17 protein-coding genes and 1 tRNA gene are annotated in these 17,353 nt (G+C 35.4%); 14 read left to right on the top strand and 4 right to left on the bottom strand.

Annotated features, from left to right (window positions below; genetic code table 11):
* Positions 1 to 116 precede the first annotated feature (116 nt).
* On the bottom strand, positions 117 to 1,619 hold the full coding sequence (galT, locus tag ACTND6_RS08815) for a UDP-glucose--hexose-1-phosphate uridylyltransferase (RefSeq protein WP_441023718.1): 1,503 nt from the start codon (positions 1,617 to 1,619) through the stop codon (positions 117 to 119).
* A gap of 141 nt (positions 1,620 to 1,760) precedes the next feature.
* Between galT and ACTND6_RS08810 the strand changes: the two genes are divergently transcribed.
* The 10 genes from ACTND6_RS08810 to ACTND6_RS08765 all read left to right on the top strand — a co-directional run bounded on the left by ACTND6_RS08810 (position 1,761) and on the right by ACTND6_RS08765 (position 10,971).
* The gene (locus tag ACTND6_RS08810; protein WP_178176645.1) at positions 1,761 to 2,282 is read left to right on the top strand and encodes a DUF5673 domain-containing protein; all 522 of its coding nucleotides are present in this window, start codon (positions 1,761 to 1,763) and stop codon (positions 2,280 to 2,282) included.
* 77 nt (positions 2,283 to 2,359) lie between these two features.
* Positions 2,360 to 3,223: an NUDIX domain-containing protein gene (locus ACTND6_RS08805; RefSeq protein WP_320100493.1), complete on the top strand. Its 864-nt coding sequence runs from the start codon at positions 2,360 to 2,362 to the stop codon at positions 3,221 to 3,223.
* Positions 3,220 to 3,735 carry a cysteine hydrolase family protein gene (locus ACTND6_RS08800; RefSeq protein WP_441023716.1) on the top strand — a complete coding sequence of 172 codons (516 nt, stop codon included), beginning with the start codon at positions 3,220 to 3,222 and terminating at the stop codon, positions 3,733 to 3,735. The genes ACTND6_RS08805 and ACTND6_RS08800 overlap by 4 nt, the downstream gene beginning before the upstream one ends.
* 11 nt (positions 3,736 to 3,746) lie before the next feature.
* Entirely contained in the window at positions 3,747 to 5,267 is a 1,521-nt protein-coding gene (locus tag ACTND6_RS08795) for a nicotinate phosphoribosyltransferase (RefSeq protein WP_441023715.1), read from the top strand.
* Positions 5,260 to 5,880 carry a hypothetical protein gene (locus ACTND6_RS08790; RefSeq protein WP_441023714.1) on the top strand — a complete coding sequence of 207 codons (621 nt, stop codon included), beginning with the start codon at positions 5,260 to 5,262 and terminating at the stop codon, positions 5,878 to 5,880. The genes ACTND6_RS08795 and ACTND6_RS08790 overlap by 8 nt, the downstream gene beginning before the upstream one ends.
* Positions 5,877 to 7,820, top strand: a complete 1,944-nt coding sequence (locus tag ACTND6_RS08785; protein WP_441023713.1) for an NAD(+) synthase — start codon at positions 5,877 to 5,879, stop codon at positions 7,818 to 7,820. Before ACTND6_RS08790 ends, ACTND6_RS08785 begins: the two co-directional genes overlap by 4 nt.
* Positions 7,813 to 8,385 (top strand): NUDIX hydrolase, encoded by a 573-nt coding sequence (locus tag ACTND6_RS08780; protein ID WP_441023712.1) that lies wholly within the window; start codon positions 7,813 to 7,815, stop codon positions 8,383 to 8,385. The genes ACTND6_RS08785 and ACTND6_RS08780 overlap by 8 nt, the downstream gene beginning before the upstream one ends.
* A 57-nt stretch (positions 8,386 to 8,442) precedes the next feature.
* The gene (locus ACTND6_RS08775) at positions 8,443 to 9,219 is read left to right on the top strand and encodes a hypothetical protein (RefSeq protein ID WP_441023711.1); all 777 of its coding nucleotides are present in this window, start codon (positions 8,443 to 8,445) and stop codon (positions 9,217 to 9,219) included.
* A gap of 100 nt (positions 9,220 to 9,319) precedes the next feature.
* Entirely contained in the window at positions 9,320 to 10,126 is an 807-nt protein-coding gene (locus ACTND6_RS08770) for a PTS sugar transporter subunit IIC (protein ID WP_441023710.1), read from the top strand.
* The gene (locus ACTND6_RS08765) at positions 10,117 to 10,971 is read left to right on the top strand and encodes a PTS system mannose/fructose/sorbose family transporter subunit IID (protein ID WP_441023709.1); all 855 of its coding nucleotides are present in this window, start codon (positions 10,117 to 10,119) and stop codon (positions 10,969 to 10,971) included. Before ACTND6_RS08770 ends, ACTND6_RS08765 begins: the two co-directional genes overlap by 10 nt.
* 35 nt (positions 10,972 to 11,006) lie before the next feature.
* On the opposite strand, the gene ACTND6_RS08760 is transcribed toward ACTND6_RS08765, so the two are convergent.
* The 3 genes from ACTND6_RS08760 to ACTND6_RS08750 all read right to left on the bottom strand — a co-directional run bounded on the left by ACTND6_RS08760 (position 11,007) and on the right by ACTND6_RS08750 (position 12,037).
* Positions 11,007 to 11,384 carry a hypothetical protein gene (locus ACTND6_RS08760; protein ID WP_178176655.1) on the bottom strand — a complete coding sequence of 126 codons (378 nt, stop codon included), beginning with the start codon at positions 11,382 to 11,384 and terminating at the stop codon, positions 11,007 to 11,009.
* A 51-nt stretch (positions 11,385 to 11,435) separates the two neighbouring features.
* Positions 11,436 to 11,512 (bottom strand) — tRNA-Arg (locus ACTND6_RS08755).
* Between the two features lie 57 nt (positions 11,513 to 11,569).
* Positions 11,570 to 12,037: a YfcE family phosphodiesterase gene (locus ACTND6_RS08750; RefSeq protein WP_178176935.1), complete on the bottom strand. Its 468-nt coding sequence runs from the start codon at positions 12,035 to 12,037 to the stop codon at positions 11,570 to 11,572.
* Between the two features lie 55 nt (positions 12,038 to 12,092).
* Here ACTND6_RS08750 and ACTND6_RS08745 point away from each other — a divergent pair, with 55 nt between their 5' ends.
* The 4 genes from ACTND6_RS08745 (at position 12,093) to yihA (ending at position 17,216) form a co-directional block, all read left to right on the top strand.
* The gene (locus ACTND6_RS08745; RefSeq protein ID WP_441023707.1) at positions 12,093 to 12,788 is read left to right on the top strand and encodes a DUF3196 family protein; all 696 of its coding nucleotides are present in this window, start codon (positions 12,093 to 12,095) and stop codon (positions 12,786 to 12,788) included.
* 191 nt (positions 12,789 to 12,979) lie between these two features.
* The gene (gene tig / locus ACTND6_RS08740; protein WP_441023706.1) at positions 12,980 to 14,254 is read left to right on the top strand and encodes a trigger factor; all 1,275 of its coding nucleotides are present in this window, start codon (positions 12,980 to 12,982) and stop codon (positions 14,252 to 14,254) included.
* A 74-nt stretch (positions 14,255 to 14,328) separates the two neighbouring features.
* On the top strand, positions 14,329 to 16,638 hold the full coding sequence (gene lon / locus ACTND6_RS08735) for an endopeptidase La (protein WP_441023704.1): 2,310 nt from the start codon (positions 14,329 to 14,331) through the stop codon (positions 16,636 to 16,638).
* Positions 16,638 to 17,216 carry a ribosome biogenesis GTP-binding protein YihA/YsxC gene (gene yihA / locus ACTND6_RS08730; RefSeq protein WP_178176931.1) on the top strand — a complete coding sequence of 193 codons (579 nt, stop codon included), beginning with the start codon at positions 16,638 to 16,640 and terminating at the stop codon, positions 17,214 to 17,216. The genes lon and yihA overlap by 1 nt, the downstream gene beginning before the upstream one ends.
* The last annotated feature ends 137 nt before the right edge of the window (positions 17,217 to 17,353 follow it).

Raw genomic sequence — 17,353 nt, 5'->3', positions numbered from 1 at the left:
AGATGCATGAAAATGCACCTCAAAATATTTGAACATCGATTTTTCTTCAAGACCTCATGAACATCATGTTATTTTGGAATATGTCAAAACCTCATCCAATTTTGGATATTCTTTATTTATTCGTTTATTTTTGCGATAAATGCATCAAATCCATTGCGACCATTTTCATCGTCTTTATAGATACCAGCATTTTCCAATACTTCCGCAAATACATAACCAATTTCATCCTGAATAATGGAATCAATATTGCCTGAATTGATATCTGTATATTTCTGCTTGATGCCTTCAGCCCATACAGCATGAGAAGCGATTGCTGTATTAGAAGCGATATCTTCGTTGTTTAGAATTGCTTTTTTTAATTCTTCCATTTCATTGAGTAATCTAGCTGGAAGAACTGCAAGACCCATAACTTCAATCAAACCTATATTTTCTTTCTTGATGTGATGCAGATGTGGGTGTGGATGGAAAATGCCAAGAGGGTATTGTTCACTTGTCAGATTGTTTCTTAAGACAAGGTCCAATTCATACTTGCCATCTTTCATTCTCGCAATTGGAGTGATTGTATTATGTGGTGTATCGTTTGTGAATGCTTTAATACCACAATTATCATCACTGTAGTTTTTCCATGTTTCTAAAATATGATCTGCAAGTTCTACGATTCTTGAAGGGTCTTTGCCATCTAGACGAATCACAGACATTGGCCATTCAACAATGCCAGCTTCAACATCTTCAAACCCTTGGAATGTAACAGGTTTACGCAAAGGTGCTTTTGCCATCGCAAATGTATAATTGCCACCCTGGAAATGTTCGTGAGATAAGATAGAACCACCACAGATTGGAAGATCAGAGTTAGATCCAATTGTGTAATGAGGGAAAATGTCTAAGAATTCAAGAAGACGTGTAAATGTTGCCTTTTCAATCTTCATTGGACGGTGTGCTTCAGAAAGAACGATGCAATGTTCATTGTAATAAACATATGGGCTATACTGCATGAACCATGCTTCATGATCCAGCGTCAATGGAATCTGTCTTAATGTAAAACGTGCTGGATGATCAAGTCTTCCCGCAAAGCCTTCATTTTCGTGACAGAGAAGATCAACAGGATAACGATTTTGGCTTTGATTTGCGGCAGCAGCAATTGCCTTTGGATCCTTTTCAGGTTTGGATAAGTTGATTGTAATATCTAAATCACCATATTTTGTAGATGTAACCCATTTACGATCCTTTGCAATGCGATAACGGCGAATATAGTCAGAATCACAACTGAGCTTATAGAAATAATTCGTAGCTTTTTCAGGAGATTCCTTATAAAGAGCATCGAATGTGTGTCTTACCTGACTTGGTCTTGGTGTTAAACAATTCATCAGTCTAGTATCAAACAAATCTCTAGATGCAATACCATCTTCAATCACACCTCTATCTGCAGCATCATCCAGTAATGCTTTCAAGATTTCTTCTAGAGGGTGTGCTTCTCCACTTTCAGGATGAAAGGAAGCATCTACATCTAATTTCAATGTATCGAGCAATGCATTTGTTACATAAAAAATATCACTTTCTTCAATAAGTTCTGTGTCTAAACCATAGCGAATGAGTGAGCGAACTGCTTCAATTGTATTCATGATTTCTAACTCCTTAATTTTTCATCTATCATTTTATTCTAATTGTGAATGAAATGCTCTTTAAATATTTTAGATATAATCATGAATATTTTAAGTATAGACTATGGTATAATAGCTTCATTGAGTTTAAGAGGTAGAAAAATGAATCTTGGTTTAAATGATATTATCAATATCGTTATTGGTGTGGTTTTTATTGGTTTATCCATTCCACTATTCTTCCGCTGGAAGAAATTAAATGGCAAAGTTATCATTGCTGATCAGCAATGGTCAACAATGCGAATCTTGTTCCTTGTTGTAGGAGTATTATCTGTTCTCTCTATGTTTACACAAGGTGCAAGCATGTCTGTTTTTGATATCTTCCGTCTAACAGGTACAATCATTGCAGTATCTGTATACATGGTTGTTAGAGATGGCGTTGGTGAAGATGGACTTGTTACTGGAGGTAAGATGATTCCTTGGAGTGAAGTACGCGCATATGACTATGAAAAAAGAAAAAATGTCATTGCGGTATTCTTTACAGTAGAATCTCAGAACGAAAAAAAGCCAGATGACTATAGAAGTAAAGAATTAGACTTCTCTTTACAGGATGAAGAACAGCTGAAAAGATTCCTTGAAACAAATCTAGGAAGAAAATATACAAGAATGAAGAAGAATTCCAAGTGAGTTCTTCTTTTTTGTATGACTTGCAAATACAACGGTTTCGTTTCATAATATTCATAGTCAAAGTGACTATATTTAGTATGGAAAAAATAAATGAATATGGAGAAACTTTAGAACAGTTTCTAAAGAATTATGACGAAAACAAATATAGAAGACCTAGTAATACAGTGGATATGATCTTGTTTACTGTATACGAAGGAAATCTAAAAGTACTGCTTGTTAAAAGAAAGAATCATCCGTTTATTGGAGACTGGGCGATGCCTGGCGGATTCATTGAATTTGAAGAAGATATGGAACAGGCAGTGCTTAGAGAGTTAAAGGAAGAAACAAGTATTTCAAAGTATACATACTTCAGACAGTTATATACATTTGGAAATGCAGATCGAGATCCTAGAACTCGTATTATTACGACAGTCTATCTTTCTATGACACCTTCCGGCAACATTAAAAATACACATGCCAGTGATGATGCAAAAGATGCTGGATGGTTCAATATTTCAAAGAAGACAATTTCTTCTACACAGAAAGGCAGAAAATCACTTCTTTGTTTAGAGAATGACCAGGAAGATATTCATATCTGTTATGAAATCAAAGACAATGCGAAAAGAAATTACGTAGAAAGTAAATCAAAATGGCTGGAAAAGAAAAGCAATGCAATGCTTGCTGCAGATCATATCAAGGCAATCAATATGGCAATGGATGTATTGAAAAGCCGTGTTGCTTCTACTGGTATCTTGTTTAATCTGTTGCCAAATGAATGTACATTACGTCAGATTCAGGATGCATATGAAGCTGTGATTGGTCATAAAGTAGATACAGGTAATTTTAGAAGAGACATTAAAAAGATGTTGATTGATACAGGAAAGAAAACAAAAGGGATTGGAAAGCGTGCTTCTTTGTATCAGTTTAATCCAATGTATGATTTCTTAAAGGAGAACTTATGAAAAAGGTATTGGTAATTGTTGATGTACAGAATGATTTTGTGGATGGTGCTCTAGGCACAAAAGAGGCAGTAGAAATTCTTCCATATGTGAAAGAAGAAATTTCTAAAAAGTATGATGATGTATTTGTGACATTTGATACACATGAAGAAAACTATCTAGATACACTGGAAGGAAAGATGCTTCCAGTAAAACACTGTATTCGTTATACAGAAGGCTGGAAATTAAACAAAGAGATTCAGGATGCGCTGGAAAATGTATCATATATTCCTGTGGAGAAGCCAACATTTGGTTCTTGTACACTTGTACAGATGATCACTGCCTTACAGCCAGATGAAATTACACTTGTTGGCTTATGTACAGATATTTGTGTTATTTCAAATGCATTACTGCTAAGAGCAGCTTTGTATAACACAACAATTAATGTTGTTGAAAAAGCATGTGCTGGCGTAACTAAAGAAAAGCACTTAGCAGCATTAGAAACGATGAGATCTTGTCAGATCAATGTTTTATAGGAGGAAAAGAAATGTCAAACATTAATGTAGAACCTTATATTGCTGATGAAGATTATAACAATCCAGCGATGGTAACTGACTTTTATGAATTCACAATGGCAAACTGTCTGTTCCAGCACGGATTTAAAGACAAGGTCATGGTTTTTGACATGTTCTTTCGAAGAAACCCGGACAATCAAGGATACAGTATTTCCTGCGGTCAGCATGCTTTGGTAAAGTTTTTAAGAGAATATCACTTTACTGAAAAAGATCTTGTATATCTTAGAACAAAGGGAATGAGTGAAGAATTCCTTGACTATTTAAGAACATACAGATGGAAAGGTGATATGTATGCATTCAAGGAAGGTCTTGTATGCTATCCACAGGTTCCAATGGTACGTATTGAATGTGATATGGTTGGGGCTATCTTGATTGAAACATATCTTTTACAGACAATGAACTTCCATTCATTGATTGCGACAAAGGCAACAAAGATTTCGGGCCTGTCAACACATACACCAAGAAATGTAATGGAATTTGGTACACGTAGAGCACAGGGACAGTCAGCTGGTGACAATGGTGCATATGCAGCAATTCTAGGTGGATGCATTGGTACTGCTAACTGTTTAGCAGAAATGAAATACGGACCAGATGTAAAAGCTGTAGGTACAATTGCACACTCCTTTATTGAATTCTATGAAAATGAATTTGAAGCATTTAAGGCATATGCTGATACATATCCAGAGAACGTATCACTGCTATTAGATACATATAATATTCTAGAAAGTGGTTTACCAAACCTCATTAAGATTGATGACTATCTCATTGAAAAATATCCAAACGATCCAAACAAGAGAGTCAAGAGTGCGCGTATTGACTCAGGAGACCTTGCTAGAGGATATAAGAGACTTAGAAAGAGACTGGATGAAGCTGGAAAGCCTTATGTAAAGCTTGTAGCATCTAACTCCTTAGATGAAAATACAATGGCAGATATGGAATTGTATGAAGGTGCACGTTTTGATTCCTATGGTGTTGGTGAAAAGCTGATTACTTCTTCCTCTTCACCTGTATTTGGAGGTGTATATAAACTGGTTGCGGTTAAAGAAGATGATGGTACATATTCACCAAGAATGAAGTGTTCTGATTCTGCTTCAAAGGCAATTATTCCAGGCAAACTGATGGCTTGGCGTATCTATGATGAAGAAGGCAAGGGACAGGCAGATATCATTTCTCTTGATGATGAAATCATTGAAGAAGGAAAAGAAATTACTGTGTATGATATGAATCCTGATGCTTTGCATCATTCTAGAAAGATTACACCTCTCAAGGCTGAAAAGCTTCTTGTTCCACATCTAATCAATGGTGAACTTGCAATGGAATTGCCAACAATCAAGGAAAAGAAGGAATTCATCAAAGATCAGCTTGAAAATAAAGTATGGGAAAGTGAACTTCGTCCAAAGATGCCACATTCACATTACGTTGATCTAACAGAAAAAGTATATGAAGTAAGAGAAGCAATGTATAAGAAACTGCATGGAGGTTCTCTTGATTAAGGCATTAATGTTTGGGGGAGCATTTAATCCCCCAACAATTGCACACATTCAACTGGCTGAATATGCAAAAAAAATGACAAAGTCTGATGTTGTGATTTTTGTTCCAACAAAGATGACCTATATCAAAAATGATCAACAGAAAGACTTTGCTTTCAATGATAAAGTGCGTTATGAAATGCTTCAGAAAATTGCTTCTACAAGAGACTGGATGCTTGTCTGTGATTTTGAAATCAAGGCAGAAACACAGCCACGTACATATATGACATTACTGCATCTGAAAGAAGAAGGCTATGCATGTAAACTGTTGTTTGGCAGTGACAAGTTAAAAGAATTAAAGACAGGCTGGATGTATATGAAGGAAATTACGGAACAGTTTGGTATTGTATGTATGAAAAGAAGCAATGCTGATTTTCAATCAATCATTGATAACAATTCATATGTGAAAAGTATTTCTCCATACATTGATATGATTGATACGCCGGATGATTTTCAAATGATTTCTTCTTCTATTGTTAGACATTTGTTTAATGAAGAAAAGTATGCAGAAATTGATCCATTGATTCCAGAAGAACTGAATGGGTTAAGAAACTATACAAAGGATGATACTTTATGAAAAATAGAATGATTAAAGTTGGAAATGTTGTACCTTCACTAAAGGTTGCCAATATTTCTTACAACACAGAACAAATCAAACAGGCAATCTTAGACCATCAAGATTGCTCTATTTTACTTTTTCCTGAGTTATGCATCAGTGGCTATACATGTGCGGATTTATTTGCACATGATGCATTATTAGAAGCTAGTAAAAATGCACTTGTAGAGATTGCTTCGATTGTTGATCAGCAGCTGATTGTTGTTGGTGCTGCATTAAAATATCACAATAGTCTATATAACTGTGCTGTCTATATTTCACAAGGAAAGATCATTGGTGTTGTTCCAAAGATCTATATTCCAACATATTCAGAATTCTATGAATCTAGATGGTTTACTTCAGGAAAAGAAATCAAAGATACATATATTCAATTTGAAAATGATAAAGTTCCTTTTTCCAAGACTTTACTCATTGAAGATCCACAAAGTGGAGCAGTTGTTGGATGTGATATCTGTGAAGATCTTTGGGTCGCAGATAAGCCTAGTACACATGCATGTCTAGCGGGAGCAAATATCATTGTGAATTTAAGCGCATCTGATGAACTGATTGGAAAAGAAGATTATCGTAGAAGCATGGTTTCCCAGCAATCCAGTTCTTGTTATTGTGCGTATTGTTATGTTTCCAGTGGAGTTGATGAATCAAGTACGGATCTAGTTTTCTCTGGTCATTCTATGATTTATGAAAATGGCAAGAAGTTGAAAGATTCTATCTTTACAGAGCGTACACACGTTGATTCTGCAATTATTGATCTAGATACAATTACATATAACCGAATTCATCAGAATACATTTGAAACAGTAGATGAAGGATATACAAGAGTGGAAGCAAAGATTCCTGCATTATGTAATACAAATGAAATTTCAGTAGATACACTTGTAGAAACACTAAAAAAAGAAAACTATTTGATTGCGAAAAATCCATTTGTACCAAAGGATGACAATGAAAGAAAGGAACGTTGCGAAAAAATTCTTAAGATTCAGGCAAATGGCCTGGCAACGCGTGTGCGTTCAACACATATTCATAATCTCGTCATTGGTATTTCTGGTGGATTGGACAGCACATTAGCTTTACTTGTAGCACATGAAGCAAAGAAAATCGTACCTGAAATCCATATAATTGCCTATACACTTCCAAATCATGGAAATACAACTTCTTTAACATATAACAATGCAATTAATTTAATGAAAGCATTGAATGTTGAAGCAAGAGAAGTTGCCATTGGAGAAGGTGTAAAGCTACATTTAGAAGAATTAGGACATGGAAATCAATACAATGGTGAAGGTGATACAACATATGAAAATGCACAGGCAAGATATCGTACATATATCTTGATGGATGCGGCAAATATGGAAAATGGCTTAGTTGTTGGTACAGGTGATTTATCTGAACTTGCATTAGGCTGGTGTACGTATAATGGAGATCATATGAGTATGTATGGTGTGAATACATCTGTTCCTAAAACACTTGTTCAATACATCTGTAGAACTTATGCATATACTTGTGATGATGCATTCTTAAAAGAAACATTATTGAGTATTGTAGATACACCAATATCTCCTGAATTGACACCTGCAACTAATGGCAAGATTGCACAGAAAACAGAAGAAAAGATTGGTAAATATGACTTGAATGATTTCTTCCTGTTCTACACATTGCGTTATGGTTTTACACCAGAAAAGATACTTGCATTTGCATTAGTTGCATATGATACCTTAACAAAACAAGAAGTGAAAGATGCGTTGATTCGTTTCTATAATCGTTTCTTCCATCAGCAGTTTAAGCGTTCTTGTCTGCCAGATGGACCTAAGGTTGGATCAGTAACATTGTCTCCTAGAGGTGACTGGAGAATGCCTAGTGATGCATCTGTAGATCTGTGGATCAAAGAGGTAAAAAATGCGTGATTTAAAATGGAAAAAAGTAAAAGAAGAACATATTGTTCAAGATCAATGGATTGACTTCAGAAGATGCAGATATCAGTTTCCAAATGGTGAAGAATTTGAACCATATTATAACTATTCTAGAAGAAGCTATTCTGTGATTGTTGCTAGAGATGAAAATGGTGATTTTATCTGTGTTCAACAATACCGTCATGGACTAGATAAAGTAACAACAGAATTTCCTGCAGGTGGGATTGAAGCTGCAGATAATGAATATTCTAAGATCAAAAGAGAAGATGCATTTGACTGTGCTAGAAGAGAATTGCTAGAGGAAACTGGATGTATGAGTAATGACTGGCATCACATTATTACAGTTCCAAGCTATCCAACAATTGCGGATAACTATGCATATTGCTTCTTTGCAGATCGATGTAAAAAAGTGTCTGATTTAAATCTAGATGATACGGAAGATTTAGAATATATTCATCTTTCTCAACAAGAACTTGAAGAAAGAATTACAAATGGTGATTTTGAACAGCCTGTGCACATCATGGCATATATGCTAGTCAAAGATAAGTACTTGAGATAGGAGAAATCTTATCTCTTTTTCATTGCTTTTACCTGTTATTTTTTAGATAATATTGATATGGCAAAACAATATCAAGAACAAAATCAAAATGAATACTCAGATCTAGACTTTGAAGAAGTTGAAGAAGAAACACAATCAAAAAAATATCATTTCAGTGTGAAGGGATACATCAAAAAAGTCTGTATTACGGGTGTTATATTAGGCTTGATGGGATATGCTGGTTCAGCCATCATCAATGGATTTGATGATGGTTTTGATACAGATGAAGGTATTTCCATTGATGAAATTCAACAGGGAGATGGAATATTAGACGATACATTATCCAATGAAGTTTCTATCAATGGTGAGTATTATTCTATGCCTTGTCAATTATCTGAAATATTAGACAATGGCTGGGAAATTTCTGAATATTCTGAAACAAAAGCAAAAGACAAGATCAAAGGTGATACAACAAAATATATTTCTTTAGAAAATGACAAGAATCAGAATATGTTTGTTGCGGTATTTTCTCCAACAACAAAGAAAATATCTGTTAGGGATGCATATGTTGAATATATGAGTGTTTACCCAGATGATGAGTTATATGTAGATATAAAAGTATCTGGTGGTCTTTATACTGGTATGACATGTCAGGAAGTAGATCAATTAATTAATGAAAATGACTGGAAACATCATAAATCGACAACAGAATCTAACTGGTATTACAGTATTGAATACGATAATGAAGATAGTCCATATGTAGTGTCGTATTCTCTGGATACAAAAAAGAAAGAAAATCAGAGAATCGTTACAGATATCACAGTGAATCTGTATGATAACTATGATTATGATTGACAAACAATACGCAATGTATTGTTTTTGTTTTGGCGAGATGATTTCAACTGCATTAGAATTTGATATAATAGTTTCTGAAAAAAGGAAAGGAATATAAATTATGTCAGTTTTACCTTTGATCATTGTTTTATTGATCGTCTTAGATAAATACTGTTTTTCACATATCTTACAAAGACCTCTTGTCGCATGTACTTTACTTGGTGCTTCTTTAGGATATTTGAAAGAGGGTATGTTACTTGGAGGAGCATTAGAAGTATATTACATTGCATATCAGTCGTTGAGTGAATATGTACCTGTAGAAAGCGGATTCTTATTTACTTCTATCATTTCTTCGTTTTTAGTGAGTGGTGGTGTAGATGCATCTATCACAAATGCAAGTGCATTTCTTGTTGGAGGAATTGCATTAGAATATGTTTTAAATCTATTCAACACATTATTTTTGCCAGCAGTTAGAAAAGCTTGTGAAAAACATGATGATAAAAAAGTTGGCATGATGCAGTTTGTATTGATTCTAATCAATGTACTTGTCTATTTAGGGGTTGCATATTTCGTGATGAAAAATGCTTCCAGTATTAATGCAATGCTGTCAACATTTATTCACACTTATCCATTCGTAATGATTGGAATCATGACGATTGCTTCTTTAATGCCATGTATTGCATTTGCAATTCTATTAAGAAACATGGGTGGAAAAGACCTTACTGGTGCTGTTTTACTAGGTGTTGCGGTTGGTTTGATCTTAGTATCTATGACTTCTGCTGCTGTATCTGGAACAATAGTAGCATGCATTGCATTTGCTTTAGGATGGTTTAACTTCCATTCTTCACAGAAAGAAACAATAACAGTGAAAAATGAGGAAAGCAAGCCAGTCAACACAATTAAAGGAGGTGCAGAAAAATGGTGGTAGGAATTACACAGTATACAAATAAAAATGAAGCATTTCCTTTAGACAAGAAAACATTAAATCAGGTTGCGTTGCGTTCTTTTATGGTAAGTGCTTCTAAGAACAGCGAAACAGGGGAAGCATATGGATGGTGCCATGCATTAGCACCAGCTCTTAAAAAGATTCATGAAAATGAAGAAGATCTTGCATTATCCATGGGACATAATCTTGAATATGTAGAAACAGGATCATTCTTTTCTACACTTGCTATGGGAGTTGTACTTTCACTGGAAGCACAGAAATGTGATTTAGAAACAATTCGTTCTGTTCGTACAACAATGAATGTATTATGCAATAGCCTCTCTCATGCATTGTTTAACTTGATGATTCTTTCAACAGTAGCCATTGCGTGCATTCCTGGTGCGAATAATGGCAATGTTGCCAGCGTAGCTGTATTTGCACTTGCAGCAATGTTTCTTACGGTTGTATTGCGCTTTGTATTGATTAAAGTTGGATATGCACAAGGTACAAAGATTATGGAAAAACTCATGAAAAAGAAGGAAGACCTTGCAAAGGCATCTAAAATCATGGGTGGATTTACAGTTGGTGGATTGATTGTACTGGCAACAAAGCATGTCAGTGCTTCAAATACGTTTGTTTCAGCTGTACAATCAAGCAGTTTGTCTTCTGTAGCGTCAAGCGTATTGAATGCTGTACCAGCTTGTATTGGTCTGGTTTGTACATATGTATTCTACTATCTATTAACAAAGAAGAATTATTCCATTACAAAATGTGTAGGTATCGTTGTTCTGATTGGATGCATTATGATGGCAATCAGCTTCGTCCTAGGTATGACAACTTCTCTATAAGTATGATAAAAACGAGGAAAACCTCGTTTTTATATTTATCGTATCTGTGAAAATATTTTGGATAAACTTGTATTCTTTTTCTGAAATACCGTTTTACATGCTTTTTTGTATCCTTTGATACCATGACACTCATCATCATCTCGATATGTTGTATAGATTGCTGCCAGTAAAGGAAGCAGTACTTTAAAGTATTTATCATTTTTATGACTTTCCTGTTTCTTTTCCTGTAATACTTCCTGTTTGATTTGCAACAGTGTTGACTGTTTTTGTATATTTTCTAAGGCAGGCTGCATATTCTGCACTGTTTTTGCTAATGAAGCTAAATGCTTCAATGTCAAAAACAGGAAAATAATGACAAGTATTACCGCAATCAGTAAAGAATAGTAGTTATATGGATATAAATTCATGTTCATGAGAATAGTATAGCACAAAAAAACCGCTGATAAACAGCGGTGATTTTTAAATGGTGTCCTGGAGGAGATTCGAACTCCTGACCGTCCGCTTAGAAGGCGGGTGCTCTATCCAGCTGAGCTACCAAGACAGCTCATTTAATATACCAAAGAGTTAAGAGTTTGACAAGCCTTTTTGTTAAATTTTTTTAAAATTTGTATTCTTTCTTCTCAACTTCGATATTTTTATCATCTAAATGGATAATCATATAGCTAGGTTTGGATCCATCACGGTTGTGCCAGATACTGCCAGGATTAATGCAGCGAACACCGTTAACTGTAATATCCTGTGGAATATGCGTATGGCCATAGAAGACAATATCACAATGTACTCTTTTTGCGTATCTTGCTAATTGTTGTGGCTGATTGAAAATCATATGCATATGACCATGCACAACAAGAATGTTGTGATTAGCTATTGTTATGATTCTTTCATTTGGATATGCATGAAAAAAATCATTATTTCCCTGTACACTTGTAAAACCAGATAACTGGTTAGGATGCATTTCTGAATCGCCACAATGGATGAAATAATCTGTGACTGGATAATTTTCTTTGAGATACTCTAATGGTTTTCTTTGACCATGATTATCTGAAACTAATACGATTTCTTCCATGTCACTATTATAAAACGTATTTGAGATGAATGAAATAAAATTATATACTAATATCATGACGAATTATTATGATGAAATGATTGCTGAAATCAAACAGAATATTGCTGATGGCGACTATGCACAGGCATTTGCAACTATTAAAAAAGAGTTAAGCATGCCATACATTCCAGAAGATACAGAAGAACAGCTGTATACTTTATTAAAAGATCTCAGATTTCAAATGGGTGAAAAAAGAAATACAGAGAGAAGTGTGGATGATATTTTAGATGGTCTAAGAGGAGGCAGTGAATGTCAGCTTGTATCTGCTGCACAATTAGCAAAAAGAAATTTAAGGGACTATATTGAGGAGATACAAGACTATCTTAAAGATGATCCATATCCTGAAGCAGCTGCCTTAATTGTTGAAGCAATTGCAGAACAGGAAATTCAGGATGAATTTATCTGGAATAAAGATGGTGTTGAATATACATTTTATGGCGATTCACTTGTTCCATGTTCTCACTCAAAAGGCTTCCTGAAAGCAAATGCTTTATTGAATCAATGGCTGAATAAAAATCCAGATATGTATGAAATGGCAAAGACAATGCTTGTTCATGATGTGTTTATGTTTCTGCCGCTGTCGTATGAGGAAGATGAAGGGCAATCATTAGCGTTTGACATTTTAGAAGAAATTACGCGTATGATGGACAGAAATGATATTCTGGAAGATGTAAAAAAACAGATCGGATTTGTTTCTCAGCAATTCAGTTAAATGGCAGAGATGCCATTTTTATTTATTCTGAAATATTGCTGAACTGAAATATTTATTAAAATATTAGCACTCATCTATTGACAGTGCTAATATGAGTGCTATTATATTTCATGTAAATTTTTGTGTATTTATGGCACTATTTATGGAATTTTGCTATAATAGGCAAGCACGAATTGAAAAGGAGAATAACAATGTCAACTTGGACACTGAAAGAAAAATCAATGGGTGACATGAATGTCACAATCGAAGGCGAAGAATGGAAGAACGCCGTTAAGAAAGCATTCAATAAGATTGCTAAGAATGCTAAGATCGATGGCTTTAGAAAAGGACATGTTCCTGTAGCTATGCTTGAAAAGAAAGTTTCTATGGCTGAAAGACAGGCACAGGCTATCGAAGACAATGCAAATGAATGGATGAGAAAAGCATTTGAAGAATTGAATCTTACACCTATTTCTCAGCCACAGTTAGATGTTAAGTCTATGGATGATGAAAAGGCAGAACTCGTATTCACATTCGCAGTTATGCCAGAAGTAGAACTTGGCGAATACAAAGGCTTAAAGTATGAAGTTGAAGCAGTTGAAGTTACTGATGAAGAACTCAACGAAGAAATCGACCGTATGAGAAAGCAGTATTCAGATCTTGAAACAGTTGAAGGTGAAGCTCAAGAAGGCGACACAGTTAAGATCGACTATGAAGGATTCAAGGATGGCGTTGCATTCGAAGGCGGCAAGGCTGAAAACTATGGCTTAAAGTTAGGCTCAGGTTCATTCATTCCTGGTTTCGAAGATCAGTTAATTGGCTGCAAGGCTGGTGATGAAAAGGAATTGAACTTAACATTCCCAGAAGATTATCATGCTGAAGACCTTAAGGGTGCTGCAGTTGTATTCAAGGTTAAGGTTCATGAAGTTACAAGAGAAGTATTACCTGAACTAGATGATGATTTCGCTAAGGATACAAACATTCCTAACGTTGAAACAGTTGAAGATCTTAAGAATACAGTAAAAGAAAGATTATCATCTGCTAAGCAGGCACAGGCAGAAAATGCAGCTGATGAAAAGCTATTTGATGAATTAACAAGCAATGTTAAGATCGATATGCCAGATGCTCTTGTTGAAGATGAAGTTAATGGTCAGATCCAGCAGATGGCTGCTCAGATCCAGCAGTATGGTATTTCTTTCACACAATACCTGAAGATGATGGGCAAGACTGTAGAAGATGTTAAGAATGACTACAGAGAAAATGCTGAAAAGAGCGTTAAGTTAAGATTGACACTTAACAAGATTGCTGAAGTTGAAAACTTAGAAGCAACAGACGAAGATGTTGAAGCTCAGTACCATGATCTTGCTACGCAGTATGGTATGGAAGTTGAAAAGATCAAGCCACTTGTTTCTGTTGACATGATCAAGCAGGATATCAAGACAACAAAGGCTTACAACTTCGTTAAAGACAACGCAGCAAAAGCTTAATGAATGATTCATAAGACGTAGTTTATATTTAAGCTGCGTCTTATTTGTTAGAAGAAAAGAAAGGAGTACTAGGTATGGAAAATACTATGAGAATTCCCGTAATTTGTACTAGAGGAATCATCGTATTCCCTGGACAAGATGTTATGATTGAAGTTGGCAGACAAAAATCGGTCAACGCAATCAATAGTGCAAGTGATGAGTATGATGGACAGGTATTTATTGTCTGTCAGAATGACATCATGGTTGAACAGCCTGTTAGAGAGAATCTTTATTCCGTTGGTACATTAAGTAAAATCAAAGTTGTTAGAAGAAAACAAGGCTATATGCGTATTACTTTTACTGGTATGAAGCGCGCTAAGCTTGTGAATCTTGAAGATGATGGTTCTATGATGATGGCTGATATTGAACTGTTAGAAGATGTACAGGGTGATACAACAGAAGAACTTGCATTGGTAAAGAAGATTATTTCTGAATTTGAGAAGATTTCAAATGTAACTGCTGCATTTCCTGCAGATATTATTCACCAGATGTCAAAAGGTGTTTCTGCAGTAACATTAACAGATCAGTTTGGCCAGTATTTATTAAATGATCAGCAGACAAAACAGAAACTTCTTGAAACACTCAATATCAATGAACGCATGTTATTTATCATTTCTGAAATGGAAAAACAGCAGCGTTTATCTGAAATTGAAAATGATATCAATCAGAAAGTAAAAGAAAAGATTGATGATTCACAAAAAGAATATTACTTAAGAGAAAAACTTAAGACAATCAAAGAAGAACTTGGTGATGTTTCTAATATTACCGATGATTCCCAGGAACTTCGCGACAAGATTGAAAACAATCCATATCCAGAATCTATCAAGAAGAAGGCATTGGATGAATTGAAGAAATATGAAATGCTGCCTGCTGGAAGCGGAGAAGCATCTGTTAGCAGAAACTACTTAGACTGGCTTTTAAATGTTCCATACTGGCAGGAAACAGAAGATGTAGAAGATCTGAAGGAAGTACGTGAAGTTTTGGATGAAGATCATTATGGTCTTGAAAAAGTCAAAGATCGTATCATGGAATATCTAGCTGTAAAACAGATGACAGGTACATTAAATGCACCAATTATCTGTTTAGCAGGTCCTCCAGGTGTTGGTAAAACTTCATTAGCAAAATCCATTGCTCGTGCCTTAGACCGCAAGTTTGTGAAAATGAGCTTAGGAGGCGTTAGAGATGAAGCTGAAATCAGAGGTCATAGAAGAACTTATCTAGGTGCAATGCCTGGTCGTATCATCCAAGGAATGAAGAAGGCTGAAGTGATTAACCCTGTATTCCTGATTGATGAAATCGATAAGATGGGTGCTGACTATAAGGGTGATCCTAGTGATGCAATGCTGGAAGTGTTGGATCCTGAACAGAATGCAATGTTTTCTGATCACTATCTAGAAGAACCTTATGATCTAAGTAAAGTAATGTTTATCGCAACAGCCAACTACCTGGAAAATATTCCTGCACCTTTAAGAGATCGTATGGAAATCATTGAATTGCCATCTTATACAGAACTGGATAAGGTACAGATTGCAAAGGATCATCTGATTCCTAAGCAGATCAAAGCAAATGGTTTAAAAGCATCTCAATTCAAAATTAAAGATGATGAAGTGTTGTATCTCATTCGTCATTACACACGCGAAGCAGGCGTAAGACAATTAGAAAGACTTATTGCTTCTCTATGTCGTAAGACCGTTTTAGCAATCCTGAAGGATGGCAAGAAGTCTATGACAATGAGCAAGAAGCAGATCAATGCATGGCTTGGTAAAGAAATCTTTGAATACGGAAACAAAGAAAAGAAAGCACAGGTTGGCTGTGTTACTGGTTTAGCATATACAGAATTTGGGGGAGATGTTCTCCAGATTGAAGTCAGCTCTTATGAAGGTAAGGGTGGAATTGTGATGACTGGTAAACTTGGTGATGTTATGAAAGAATCTGCACAGATTGCGGTTGACTATGTCAAAGCACATGCACATGACTATAACATTGATCCAAAATTCTTTGAAAAGAACGATATTCATATCCATGTACCAGAAGGAGCAGTACCTAAGGATGGCCCTAGTGCTGGTGTAACGATGACAACGGCAATTGTTTCTGCTTTAACAGGTAGAGCAGTTGAAAATAACCTTGCGATGACAGGGGAAATTACACTAAGAGGTCACGTACTTCCAATTGGTGGCTTAAGAGAAAAATCTTTAGCAGCAAATCGAGTTGGTATTACTAAGATCTTGATTCCTAAGGAAAACGTGAGAGATCTTGATGATGTACCAAAGGCTGTCAAAGAATCCATTACATTTATTCCTGTAGATAACGTTTCTCAAGTATTAAAGGAAGCGCTGGTGAAATAATGCAGTATCATGATGCGAAACTGCTGACAACAGCAGCAAATGAAAGTGGATGGCCAGACAGCAATCTACCTGAAATTGTATTTGCGGGTAGAAGTAATGCTGGTAAAAGTACACTCATCAATGCACTGGTAAATCGTAAGAATTTAGCATTTTCAGGAAAAACACCTGGTAAAACAAGACTGTTAAACTTCTTTATTGTAGATAACAGAGTTGTATTTACAGATGCGCCTGGCTATGGCTATGCGACGAGTGATGCAAAGAGTGCACTTGCTTTTGGAAAGCTGATTGAACCTTATTTCAATCATAGAGAAAATCTAAAAGGTATGGTTCTTGTGCTGGATGCAAGAAGAGAACCGAATGAAGACGATATTGCGATGATTGAGTATGGTAGAAGTACACATCTGAATATTATCGTAGCATGTACGAAAACAGATAAGATTTCTAGAGGCAAGTATTTAAGTAATGCGCAAAAGATTGCGAATACATTAAAGCTTCCTGTAAAAGCGTTGATTCCTGTAGATTCATTAAAGAAAACAGGAATAGATAATATCTGGAATGCAATTAATGAAATGATTTAGTCTAAACAGATTGTTTAGACTTTTTCTGGCGCTCCAAAATTGGATGAGGTGTCAAGAAATTGATTTTCAAATAACATGAGGAATTGAAAGAATTTCAACACCTCAAACAACTTGAGCGACGAGAAGTACATATGGTG

Origin of the sequence: Bulleidia sp. HCP3S3_C9 (assembly GCF_052064035.1) — a bacterium.
Lineage (GTDB): Bacteria > Bacillota_I > Bacilli_A > Erysipelotrichales > Erysipelotrichaceae > Bulleidia.
Note: the sequence above shows the minus strand (reverse complement) of the source record. Positions and strands in the feature narration are given on the sequence as shown.